The 11,331-nt window shown below is 64.7% G+C and carries 10 protein-coding genes and 1 pseudogene; 3 read left to right on the top strand and 8 right to left on the bottom strand.

Annotated features, from left to right (window positions below):
- The 3 genes and pseudogenes from AC1DW9_RS10470 to yghX form a co-directional block, all read right to left on the bottom strand.
- Window positions 1-182 (bottom strand): annotated as a pseudogene (locus AC1DW9_RS10470) (IS481 family transposase); the annotation flags it as partial.
- Window positions 183-245: 63 nt separating this feature from the next.
- Entirely contained in the window at window positions 246-1,421 is a 1,176-nt protein-coding gene (locus tag AC1DW9_RS10465) for a hypothetical protein (RefSeq protein WP_476776649.1), read from the bottom strand.
- A gap of 269 nt (window positions 1,422-1,690) precedes the next feature.
- Window positions 1,691-2,578 carry a YghX family hydrolase gene (yghX, locus tag AC1DW9_RS10460; protein WP_441507918.1) on the bottom strand — a complete coding sequence of 296 codons (888 nt, stop codon included), beginning with the start codon at window positions 2,576-2,578 and terminating at the stop codon, window positions 1,691-1,693.
- Window positions 2,579-3,098: 520 nt separating this feature from the next.
- Between yghX and AC1DW9_RS10455 the strand changes: the two genes are divergently transcribed.
- Complete coding sequence (locus AC1DW9_RS10455) at window positions 3,099-3,665, top strand: manganese efflux pump MntP (protein ID WP_441507919.1); 567 nt, start codon at window positions 3,099-3,101, stop codon at window positions 3,663-3,665.
- Window positions 3,666-3,668: 3 nt separating this feature from the next.
- Here the strand turns inward: AC1DW9_RS10455 and AC1DW9_RS10450 are convergent, their stop codons facing one another.
- Complete coding sequence (locus tag AC1DW9_RS10450; RefSeq protein ID WP_476776650.1) at window positions 3,669-4,562, bottom strand: LysR substrate-binding domain-containing protein; 894 nt, start codon at window positions 4,560-4,562, stop codon at window positions 3,669-3,671.
- 467 nt (window positions 4,563-5,029) lie between these two features.
- On the opposite strand from AC1DW9_RS10450, the gene AC1DW9_RS10445 reads away from it, so the two are divergent.
- Both AC1DW9_RS10445 and AC1DW9_RS10440 read left to right on the top strand, forming a co-directional pair.
- Complete coding sequence (locus tag AC1DW9_RS10445; protein ID WP_476855081.1) at window positions 5,030-6,199, top strand: mandelate racemase/muconate lactonizing enzyme family protein; 1,170 nt, start codon at window positions 5,030-5,032, stop codon at window positions 6,197-6,199.
- A 155-nt stretch (window positions 6,200-6,354) separates the two neighbouring features.
- On the top strand, window positions 6,355-8,172 hold the full coding sequence (locus tag AC1DW9_RS10440; protein WP_441507954.1) for a chloride channel protein: 1,818 nt from the start codon (window positions 6,355-6,357) through the stop codon (window positions 8,170-8,172).
- Between the two features lie 163 nt (window positions 8,173-8,335).
- On the opposite strand, the gene AC1DW9_RS10435 is transcribed toward AC1DW9_RS10440, so the two are convergent.
- The 4 genes from AC1DW9_RS10435 to AC1DW9_RS10420 form a co-directional block, all read right to left on the bottom strand.
- A complete protein-coding gene (locus AC1DW9_RS10435; protein WP_441507921.1) occupies window positions 8,336-9,217 on the bottom strand; it encodes a hypothetical protein in 882 nt (293 codons plus the stop codon).
- Between the two features lie 341 nt (window positions 9,218-9,558).
- Entirely contained in the window at window positions 9,559-9,921 is a 363-nt protein-coding gene (locus AC1DW9_RS10430) for a hypothetical protein (RefSeq protein WP_441507922.1), read from the bottom strand.
- 299 nt (window positions 9,922-10,220) lie between these two features.
- A complete protein-coding gene (locus AC1DW9_RS10425) occupies window positions 10,221-10,352 on the bottom strand; it encodes an ABC transporter (protein ID WP_113517473.1) in 132 nt (43 codons plus the stop codon).
- Between the two features lie 456 nt (window positions 10,353-10,808).
- Window positions 10,809-11,246, bottom strand: a complete 438-nt coding sequence (locus AC1DW9_RS10420; RefSeq protein ID WP_441507923.1) for a GNAT family N-acetyltransferase — start codon at window positions 11,244-11,246, stop codon at window positions 10,809-10,811.
- Window positions 11,247-11,331: the final 85 nt, after the last annotated feature.

Here is an 11,331-nt window from a genome sequence, read left to right as displayed (position 1 = left end):
CTTCGAGGGTCCTTCGGTCCCATGGGCGCATCGGATGTGGTGGTCCTTTTGCGCCACTTGAGCACAGTCTTCGGATTCAAGCCGTAGCGGACGGCAAGGGCCCGGCTGCTCTCTTTCGACCCTTGGAGCTCGGCTCGAACACGCGCCGTCGTGCGGGCGCTGCCATGAAGAACGCTTCCCATAATGCATCCTCCTCCTGACGACTCAGGATCGATGATGCACCATCAGATTTCGGGACTACACATCTAGAACTCGTAGGAGATCTTCAATTTGGCCTGGTGACGGGCGAAGTTGTCGAGATCGAGCCGCCGGCCTGGCGTGGCTTCCGACTTCCCGGCAATCTGGGCGGAGTAGGCCGCGGAGATCGACACGGTCTCGCTGAGCTTGGCGTAGAGGGTCGGGCCGACGAAGACGGCGTGTCCTTCGAAGCTGTTCAACCCGAGCCCGGCATAGGAGCGCAAATAGCGAACCTCGCCGCCGATAAAGACATTGGGGTTGATCTGGATCGCGAGTGCTCCCGAGAGCCCGAGGAGAGAGGACCGCTCCGCTGACTTGCGCCGCGCGGACGCGACGCATGTCTCCAGGGCGTCGTCCTCGGCATAGGGCTGGCACGGCCCGGATAACACGCCTTCCAAGGGCTCGGCTTCGCCATTGAACAGGTTTACGCCGCGCGGGCGGAATTTCTCCAATTCGTAGATCAGGTTGAGTCCACCGAACAACCTCCTGGGAACAAGTTCGGCATCAAGCGCGATCCGCCCCTCCAGCCCCACGCCCCGGCCACGCCCGCCAGCCTCCGCGTCGCGAAAGCTCGCGCCCGGCTCGACGATAAAGGTCAGGCCGACGGGCGAGGCGTCTCCCCGCTTGATAGCCTGCCATTTCAACTCGGCGGAAAAGCCACCGAAGCCGCCGCCGTGGCGATTGTCCAGTCCCGGTACGTCGCGGATCGAGACGCGGTTGCCGACCGCCCCCAACTCGATGCTGAGCCCGTCGACCGGGGCGAACGCAAAGCTGCCACCCAGGCCTCCCGTCCGATACCGGCCGAGGCGCTTGCCGAATGCACCCTCGCCGGCGCCGGAGATTTCGAACTTGCCCTTTTCGAGGATGCTGGTGCCCTCCGTAAAGCCGAACATGTCCTCGGTTTCGGCGCCCTCCTCGGCGTCATCGTCATCCCGGCTGCTCTTGCCGCCGCCACTGGCGCTGGCCTTGAGGACCCCGACACAGTCGTCGAACTGGCGTTCGCCGGCCTCCCGCTCCGCCCGGCGCAGCGTGCCGAGAAGTGTGTCCCGGTCGGGAGGGGCAGGTCTTGCAGCAGTCGCGCTGCGCAGGCGCGCGATGCCGGCGAGGCACTCGCTGCGCTCATCGGCATGGGTTGGGAGAGCCGTGAACAGAAGAGCGGCAGTCGTGGTCAAGACAAGGCGCATGGGACCTCGCGGGAACGATAGGCTGCAGCGCTCGGGATCATGAGGCTGATTCGGCTATAAACCGAGCCCAAGCGTCACGAACAGAATGTGCGCTCTCGCGGAGCACGTCCCCGAACAGCGCGTGCCCACCCTTGGCCCTTGCACGCCCAGGCGCAGTACTCCGCGCAGAGCGAACGGCCCATGGCCGTCCTACCCCGTGCGGAGACCGCGAATTCTGGCGCGCCCCGGTCGCTCTCACCCACGCTCGGGCGGGATGAGGCTCCGCTCGTTCAACTCAGGTAGCGCTTGAACCAGGCGATGGTCCGGTCCCAGGCCAGCTTGGCGGCCGCTTCGTCATAACGGGGGGTGGAGTCGTTGTGGAAGCCATGATTGGCGCCTGGATAGATATAGGCCTCATAGGTTTTCCCGCCCGCCTTCAAGGCCGCCTCATAGGCCGGCCAGCCGGCATTGATGCCGGTGTCGAGAGCGCCGTAATGGATCAGGAGCGGCGCCTTGATCCGCGGCACGTCCTCGGCGCGGGGCTGACGGCCATAGAACGGCACGGCCGCGCCGAGTTCGGGATAGGCGACGGCAGCCGCGTTGGCGACGCCACCGCCATAGCAGAAGCCGGTGATGCCGACCTTGCCGGTGGTCTGATCGCTCTTCATCAGGAATTCGATGGCCGCGAAGAAGTCATTCATCAGCTTCTCCGGATTGACCTGCTGCTGCAGTTCTCGGCCCTTCTCGTCATTGCCGGGATAACCGCCGACGGAGCTCAGGCCATCCGGAGCAAGCGCGATGAAGCCGGCCTTCGCGACCCGGCGCGCGACATCCTCGATATAGGGGTTCAAACCGCGGTTCTCATGCACGACGACCACCGCGGGGACGCGGCCGGATAGTTTTGCCGGACGCACCAGATAGCCGCGGACATCGCCATTCCCCTTCGGCGAGGGGTAGGTGAGGTAACTGGCGGTGATATCGGGGTCCGTGAACGAGATCTGTTGCGCGAGCGCGTAGTCGGGGCTCATCGAGGCCAGGATCGACGCCGCCGTCATGCCACCCACGGCGAATTTGCCGGCGCGATCGAAAAACTCGCGCTTGGTGATCCGTCCGTGCGCATAATAGTCGTACAGTTCGAGCAGTTCCTGCGGAAAATCCTTGGCGGTCAGGCGCGGCACAGTCGTTCTCCCCTGTGGTGTTATTGGCATCACGCGGCCGATCCTACGCGCCGGACCATTCCTGTCTTGGGAATTCCGGTTGCTGCCGTTTCAAGATCGCGTGTTTGACGTCCGGCAGGGACAGGACTGGTGCAAGCGCGATAGTCGAGAGGCACGAAATCGGCCTGGCGGATGTGCCCCTCCCCGCGTGATCTCACCAGCCGTAGCCTTCGACGCAGAGGTCGTCGAGCGCGCCCGGCGTCGCTTCGGCAGGGCCGCGGCATTCTTCTACATGCAAATGCGTCTCAATGCTAAGAGTTTGAAATCGTTATCGAATTGACATCATGAGCGTGATTCACTAGGTGCAGACGCATCGGGGAGTAGCGGCGTGCTTCGGCGCGCGATCGCATCAACACGCTCGCGGCGAGGACTGCGTGGTGCGATCAGCCGGATGATTTCGGCCAAGCGAGACCGTGACGGAGAGGCCTTGCGGACAAGGCCCGAGATCCGTCTGGTCCTCCGTCCGCAATTTGAGACTGCCATGTCACCTGCTTCTATCGCCGTGCTCGCCGTGGGCATGTCCGTCGACGCCCTGCTGGCCTCGATCGGGCGGGGCGCCGCCTCCAGCCGCCCGCGTTTCACGCAGGCGCTTCGCACCGGTGTGGTCTTCGGCATCGTTGAGGCCATCACGCCGCTCATAGGCTGGGCCGCGGGGTTTGCCGCAAGCCAGTATGTCGCGGCCGTCGACCACTGGATCGCCTTCGTTCTGCTCGGCATCGTCGGCGGGCGCATGCTCCTGCATTCCATGAAGCCTGCGGCCGAGCGCAATGATGCTGCGCATGGCAACTCGCTCTGGGCCCTGATGGCGACCGCGATCGGCACCAGCATCGATGCCATGGCGGTCGGCGTGTCGCTCGCCTTCCTGGACGTGAACATCTTCGTCGTCGCGCTGGCCATCGGCTTTGCGACATTCGTGATGTCGACGGGGGGCATGATGGCCGGCAACCTGGTCGGCGCCAAATTCGGGCGCTGGGCCGAGCGGATCGGCGGTCTCGCCCTCATCGGCCTCGGCACCTCGATCCTGTTCAGCCACCTGATAGCGGGCTGAACCTCAACCCCGCTCGAATGCGGCCCAGACGGCCTCGGCAACGGGCCCCTGACGGGCCATGGGACGAAACAGCCGGATCTCAATCGGTATGGCCAGGCCGGGATCACCGGCCTGGACCAGTCGGCCGAGCGACATATCCTCCTCCGCCAATGTTCGGGGCAGCCATGCGACCCCGTCTCCGGCGCGCGCCATCGAGAGCAATGTGGCGGCGAGGTGCGATGTAAAGACCGTCTCCAGCGCAACATTTCGATCTGCAGCGCGCCGAAGCCCGGCAATGATCCGCCCCAGGCCGGACTGCTCGCTGTAACCGAGATACTTGACCGGCACAGTGCGCTCGAGCCGCCAGCGCGGCGCCCCATCCTGGTCGGGCGCACAAAGCGGCACGAGCGTATCGGCCCCGACCACGATGCTCTTGAACTGGCTGGTTTCGACCCGGCTGCCAATGCTGGGGTGATGGTGGCAAAGCAGGAACTGCACATCCCCCCGCAGCATCATCTGCTCGCAGGCCTGCATGCTGTCGGAGATCAGGTTGAGGGTCCCAAGGGCCAGGATCTTCTCATTTCCACGAACCCATTTCGGAAAGAACGTGAAGGAAAGGGCGTGGGTTGCCGCGATAGACAACGGACCGGCGCCACGTCCGGCAACCTCCAGGGTATCGCGCCGCAACTGATGCAACGCGCGTGTCAGAACCTCCGCCTGATTGCGGAACTGCTCGCCTGCCGGTGTCAGCGCGACGCTATGCGTGGTGCGGATGAACAAGGGCGCACCGATCCAATCCTCAAGCGCGCGGATCCTCCGGCTGAAGGCCGGCTGGGTCACGTGCCGTGCAGAAGCGGCCCTGGAGAAATTCAAGGCATCAGCCAGCGCCAGGTAATCCTCAAGCCAGATCAGTTCCATTGGTAATGCCTAAAACGCATGATCAATTCCGGCAACAGCATTGGCGTTTGCCGCAAAGCAGTTCTAACCGTCGCTCCCGTCGTCATCTGCGGCTGTTCCCGCCCCTCAGCGGAGGTTCCGCCGGACGGCGCCCGAACAGAGGCAAGCAAGCGCCTCGCGGAACGGAATGGGGCGCCTTATCGAATGGAAAACTGGTCAATAATCAGCAGGATCAGCGAATTCTGCCTCCAGCGTCGATCGACCTTCGAGCAGGTTCGGACGGGCCTCGCCCAAGGTCGACACCAGCTTGCAGCGGATCGCCCAGGCTTCACCAGGCGAGCGAATGTCCCCAGCCTCCCCTCTTCGGAAACATTCGCTGTCGGCATAGCCAAGCCGAGCGGTCCCACGGAGGCCAGCAGGCCGGGATCGCGCCGGGCCTGGCGCATTGACGCTCCACCAGCACAAAATCCAGAACCGAACGGAAGGACCTGACCATGCGTATCGTCGATGTCGTCGAGATCACGAAGCCCATCGCCTCTCCCATCCGCAACGCCTATATCGACTTCTCGAAGATGACGGCGAGCCTTGTTGCCGTCGTGACCGATGTCGTGCGCGACGGCCGACGCGTAGTTGGATACGGCTTCAATTCCAACGGGCGCTATGGCCAGGGCGGCCTCATCCGAGAGCGCTTCCGCAATCGCATTCTCGAGGCCGAGCCGAAGAGCCTGCTCGATGATGCCGGCACCAATCTCGATCCCCAGCGCGTCTGGGCAGCGATGATGTCGAATGAGAAGCCGGGCGGACATGGCGAGCGCTCCGTCGCGGTCGGCACTCTCGACATGGCGGTCTGGGATGCGGTCGCGAAGATCGCCGGCAAGCCCCTGTTCCGCCTTCTGGCCGAGAAGAAGGGCCGCGAAGCCGATCCGCGTGTCTTCGTCTATGCGGCAGGCGGCTACTATTATCCAGGAAAGGACAACTCGGCGCTCCAGGCGGAGATGCGGGGCTATCTCGATCGTGGCTACACTGTCGTCAAGATGAAAATCGGTGGGGCCCCGATCGACGAGGACCGCGAGCGCATCGAGGCGGCGCTGAAGGAGATCGGATCGCAAGCCCAGCTGGCGGTGGATGCGAATGGCCGTTTCGACCTGGAGACCGGCATCGCCTACGCCAAGATGCTGCGGGATTATCCTCTATTCTGGTACGAGGAAGTCGGCGATCCGCTCGACTACGCCCTCCAGGCCGCCCTCTCGGAATTCTATCCGGGGCCGATGGCGACGGGCGAGAACCTCTTCTCTCACCAGGACGCACGCAACCTGCTGCGCTACGGCGGCATGCGCCCGGATCGCGACTGGCTTCAGTTCGACTGCGCCCTGTCATACGGGCTTGTCGAATATCTCAGAACGCTCGRTGTCCTCCAGCAATTTGGCTGGTCGCCGTCCCGCTGCATTCCCCATGGCGGGCATCAGATGTCGCTGAATATTGCGGCTGGCCTCGGCCTGGGCGGCAACGAGAGCTACCCCGATCTCTTCCAGCCCTATGGCGGCTTCCCGGATTCGGTTCGTGTCGAGGACGGCCACATCGTCATGCCGGACCTGCCGGGAATCGGATTCGAGGGAAAATCCGACCTGATCAAGGTCATGCGAGCGCTGGCTGAGTGAGCGCGCGCTGATGCAGCCAATGCAGCGCGATCGTCAGGGGCAGCGGATCGACGAGAACCGTCGGCGGGTTGACGCGCAGGGGGCGGGCCATCTAGCACGCGGCAGGTTGACACGGCCGGGGCGGCTCGATGCGCCTCGTCGTGGTTCCCAGCCGAATGCGGCTAGCTGGGGTGACAGGCGTGGTGGAGCCAACGGTCTTCGGAACCCTCGGTCGCAACCGTCTGCGCCGCAACGCGCGTGCGGCCTGGCTACGCTTCAGACGGGACCTGCCACGGCGGCTGCGCAGCGACGAGATCGCGCTCGTCGTCTTCGCCGGCCTGGTCGGCATCGCGGCCGGCCTGCTCGTCGTTGCGATGGTCGGGGCTTCGAAATTCCTGCACCTGTCCTTTTTTGCGACCCATAAGGGCGACGTCAGCGGCGCAGCCCTGGTCGATCCGCTCCGCGCGGTCGCAATACCTGTCCTGGGGGGCCTCTTGATGGGAGTGCTCGGCGTGGTGCTGGCTCGCCGCAGGCGGGGCTCCGTCGTCGACCCGATCGAGGCCAATGCTCTCCACGGCGGGCGCCTGTCGCTTCGGGACAGCCTGATCCTCGTGGCCCAGACGCTGGTCTCGAACGGTTTTGGCGCGTCCGTTGGCATGGAGGCCGGCTATACGCAGGGCGGTGCCGCCTTCGCCTCCAAGATCGGACGCCTGCTGCAGGTCCGGCGCGCCGACTTGCGGGTGCTGGTCGGCTGCGGCGCCGCCGGCGCGATCGCCGCGGCCTTCGATGCGCCGCTGACCGGCGCCTTCTACGCCTTCGAGCTCATCATCGCGACCTATACCGTCGCGATGCTCGCCCCGGTCGTCGTCGCCTCGCTCTGCGCCATAGGCGTGACCCGGCTCTTCCTGACGCCGATGCCGTTCCAGGTCGACATCACCGCGCCGCTCACCGGGCAGGACTATGTCCTCGTGATGGTGATGGGGGCACTCTGCGCCGGCCTCGGCATCCTGCTGATGCGGGGCGTATCGCTGGCCGAGTACCTGTTCAGGCAAAGCCGACTGCCGCTCGCCCTGCGTCCCGCCATCGGGGGGTTGATGGTGGGCCTGCTGGCCCTGCTGACGCCGACCGTCCTGTCCTCGGGACACAGCGCGCTGCATGTCGGCTTCGCCGCCGACTACACGGCGTCCTTCCTCCTCACCGTGATCCTGCTGAAATCGATCGCCTCGGCGGTCTCGATCGGCTCCGGCTTTCGCGGCGGCCTGTTCTTCGCCTCGCTCTTCATCGGCGCCATGTTCGGCAAGCTGATGGCTCTGGCCTGGACCGCCGGGTTCGGGATTCCGGCCGCTTCGACGGTCTTCGCCGTCGTCGGCATGAGCGCGATGGCAACCGCAGTCGTCGGTGGCCCGCTGACCATGGCCCTGCTCGCCCTGGAGACGACGGGGAGCCTGCCGCTCACGGTGGCGGTGCTCGCCGCCTCGGTCGTCTCCTCGATCACGGTGCGCCGCACCTTCGGCTATTCCTTCGCGACCTGGCGCTTCCACCTGCGCGGCGAGGCGATCCGCAGCGCTGCCGATATCGGCTGGGTTCGCGACCTCGCCGTCGGGCGCATGATGCGCCGGGATGTCCGGACGGTCGCGGAAGGCACATCCCTCGAAGGCTTCCGCCGCGCATTCCCGCTGGGCGCGAACCAGCGCGCCGTGCTGGTCGATGGACAGGGCCGCTATGCCGGCCTGGTGCTGGTATCCGAGGCGTATGGCGCCGATCTGGAGGTCGCCACGGTCGCTGAACTCGCCCGCAACCAGAAGGACGTCCTGCTGCCTTCGATGAATATCCGCGAGGCTGCGGCGCTGTTTGCCGCATCGCAGAGCGAGGAACTCGCCGTCGTCGACAGTCGCGAGACGCTGCAAGTGATCGGCCTTCTGACCGAGCAGTTCGCCCTGCGCCGCTACAATGCGGAGCTCGATCGCCAAAGCCGCGACCTGACCGGCGGCTGAGCGCAACCCAAACAGGGGGGCTCCCGCCCCTCCGCTGCCGCGATTGCGGAGCCCCTGGGCCCGAGAACGCAGAAGGGCCGCCAATCCCGGCGGCCGCTTCATCCTGCCTGAATGCAAGGACAGGCCGAAACCCGGCGGGCTTCGACCTGTGGGAACGCCTGGATCAGAGACGGCGCCGGCCCCAACCCGGCATTTCGCGCTGCTCGTCACGGTGGCCACCTCCAAGCACCGCCCCGAACCAGCCCGCGGCAGCACCGACGAGAAGCACGGCGGCCGTCAGGAAGGCCGAGATGATGCCGACCTTCCGTGCCTTTTCGGCGGCCTGCTTCGCCGTCTCCTTGGCCTGGTTCAGTTTTGCCAGCGTGTCATCGACACGCTTTTCCGCCTCGGGCTTGCCGATCCCGGCACGGCTTGCCATGCGGGTCGCGATATAGTCGCGGTCCGCCGGATCGAGCGTGCCATTCCCCATCGCCGTCGACATCAGCCGGCTCAGCTCCGAACGCTCTTCGGGCGTCACCGGCGCACCGGCGCCGGGCGCCCGCAGGATGCCATCGATGGCCGAGCCGAGCGGATCCGGCTGCAGCTTCAGGAGCGAAGTCGCCCCCGAGGTTGCGGCTGCCGCGCCCTCAAGGGCTGTGCGGCCCGCGCCAACAGCCGATGACGTCGCGATGAAAGCCAGCAGGAGCGCCCCCGTTGCCCAGACCAGGAGGCCATGCGCTCCGTCACGCATCTCCCGTTCGTGGGCGGTGGCATCGGGAACAGGGCGCCGCATCCGGCCGGCCACATAGCCGCCGGCAATGCAGGCCGAGACGGTGACCCAGAGCGCCCATAGCGCTGCTGCGATGCCGAGCACGGCGAGCGAAGAGCTGCGCGAAGGCTCCGCCGAAACCAAGGAAAGCCCGATCGCCGATCCGAAGGCCGTCATGATCGAGGAGATGGCGGCTGCGAGCACCGCTCCCCCCAGGATGGGGGCCCATTCCAGATAGGAGGACGGAGCCGGCGCGACCGCGATCGAGACATCGGTTTCTGTGGGAAGAACAGCCATTCTCGCCTCCTCTCAACGCAGACCAAGGAACGAGAGGATGGCCATGACCACCACAATCAACCCGACGAGATAGATGATACCGTCCATTGCCCCCTCCTCCTGATTGCCCGTGGCCAGCGCCACAATCGAGCAACCTCCGGTGGGGCATTCGGTTCCCTGCGCTATGGGGCGGCCTCTCAGGCCAGCGAACGAGCGGCTACCATTGCTCAGGACGACCGGCTGAAGCTGCGCCGTGACGTCGCGATGCTCCCGGCTCCGCAGCGTGCTCTGTATTTCTCGTCCACGGGCATGTTGGGCTGATCCGCCCGCTCGTTGCTCCTCGCCCATACGATCGCGCGCAATTACGACCCCTGCCCGCACTTCGCGCCAATAAATCGTTTGGTCGATGCGGCGAGATGCTCGGTGCCTCGGTGGAAATCTCCGTCGTATAAAAATTCCTTGCTGCCCATGTGGAGAATAAATCTGCGGTATCCCACATAGGCGCCGAAGCTATTCTTTGAATCGATCCATCCGCAAAGGTATACGTTCTCAGACACAGGCCTGACATTTCTGATTTTAGTCGAAGTACCGTCGTTCATGTGCAGATCGATAGCCTCAATCAGGGTTGCTCGGTCTATCGGCTCCAGCTTGGCCAAACTGCCATCGATATCTTCGAATGCGACGACGCCTGTCACGAGCAGCGCCGCAATGACCACAATGGACATTCGCAACATCTGGCTTCAATCCTCTATGACAGGCCAAGTTCGCTGAACAGCAGGGTGTCGTTGCCAGCAGTTCGGATCGCGCGGTCGGCAGCCGATCATCCACCCCGCCCTCGATTATCGTCAACACCCAGCGGACGAGGCGCTCGGCCGTTCGGCAGCGGGTGCCACGCGCGGCTCGCTGTAGCGGCAGCTCGGGCCGATCCGCGGCAGGACCGGCACAGGCAGACAAAAAAAGACCCGCCGCCCCTTTCGGAGCAGCGGGCAAACTCGGGCGACCCGAGGGTCGCTGGATTCGGGCCTCAGCCCTTGGTCACGATCGGCGAAGCCACCGGCGGCGGGGCTTTGCCTTTGCCCTTGCCGTACATATCGGCGGCACAGCCACCAATGCCCATCAGCCCCACAGAAACGGCCAGAACCAGTATGGTTTTCATATCGGTTATCCCTCGTTGCCAGGACGACGACGCCGCCCATCCAATGTAGCATGACGGAAGGGAAATTCCCATTTCCCCGATCGGTTCCATCGATTGAGGAAGTTATCGTGCGAAGGTTAACGAAAAAGACCCACCATCTCTCTCGGGATGGCGGGCCAGTTCGTGGGAATCCTCGCGGATCACTGTGAAACGAACGGGCATCCCTCCGGTTCCCGATGGGCCGCCCTGGGCGCCCCGGTCGCCCGCGTCCTGGCCGGCACGGTGCCGGGACGCGACTGCTGACGGGTCAAGCGCAGGCCGGCTCTGCACATGCCGGATTGGCAAGGTTGCAGAGGCTAGACGAGCGATCCGAACCTTGTTGCCCGCGAATTTCATGAATTTCGTACCGAATTCAACGGCACCGGCTGAGCGCTCCGGAGACGGGCCAGTCGGCGGCGATCCGATGCCAGCGCGCGGCTAGAGCGTCTTGCGAAGAACCCATTCGCCATGGCGCGTGGTCTCATTCGCCTCTGTAAATCCAAGCGACAGGTAAAAGCCCAGCGGGCTGTGCTGGCCCAGAACAACGCTGGTGATCAAGGTATCGAAGCCGAGCGCACGCCATTCCGTAAAGGCCAATTCCATCGCGGCACGCGCATGGCCTTTTCCCTGGTGCTTCCTGTCGACCATGAAGCGCCAGAGATAAGCCGATTTCGGCTGTTCCCCGCTGCGCCACAGGATGAAGCCCACGGGCTCGTCATCCGCATAGATCGCTCGAAACATCGATGTCGGCTCGAAATGAGCCTGAGCTATCGATACCGCTACAGGCGCAACATAGGTGCGCTGTTCGTCGGCGACCTCCAGGCTGCAGATCGATCGAACGGTTGCGGCGGTCACTTCGCGCAGCTCGACGCCCATGCTTCGCCTATCCGCGTCCCACCCGATCTGCCGCATTCCTAGCAGCAAACCGCTTTGACGCCTCCTGCCCAACGGAAAGACCCAC

It is taken from the genome of Allobosea sp. P4_E12, from assembly GCF_056401655.1.
Note: the sequence above shows the minus strand (reverse complement) of the source record. Positions and strands in the feature narration are given on the sequence as shown.

Coding starts and splice junctions, on each gene's coding strand:
- AC1DW9_RS10465 (WP_476776649.1), bottom strand. CDS start 1,421: ATGCGCCTTGTCTTGACCACGACTGCCGCTCTTCTGTTCACGGCTCTC.
- AC1DW9_RS10455 (WP_441507919.1), top strand. CDS start 3,099: ATGTCACCTGCTTCTATCGCCGTGCTCGCCGTGGGCATGTCCGTCGAC.
- AC1DW9_RS10450 (WP_476776650.1), bottom strand. CDS start 4,562: ATGGAACTGATCTGGCTTGAGGATTACCTGGCGCTGGCTGATGCCTTG.
- AC1DW9_RS10440 (WP_441507954.1), top strand. CDS start 6,355: ATGCGGCTAGCTGGGGTGACAGGCGTGGTGGAGCCAACGGTCTTCGGA.
- AC1DW9_RS10435 (WP_441507921.1), bottom strand. CDS start 9,217: ATGGCTGTTCTTCCCACAGAAACCGATGTCTCGATCGCGGTCGCGCCG.
- AC1DW9_RS10430 (WP_441507922.1), bottom strand. CDS start 9,921: ATGTCCATTGTGGTCATTGCGGCGCTGCTCGTGACAGGCGTCGTCGCA.
- AC1DW9_RS10425 (WP_113517473.1), bottom strand. CDS start 10,352: ATGAAAACCATACTGGTTCTGGCCGTTTCTGTGGGGCTGATGGGCATT.
- AC1DW9_RS10420 (WP_441507923.1), bottom strand. CDS start 11,246: ATGGGCGTCGAGCTGCGCGAAGTGACCGCCGCAACCGTTCGATCGATC.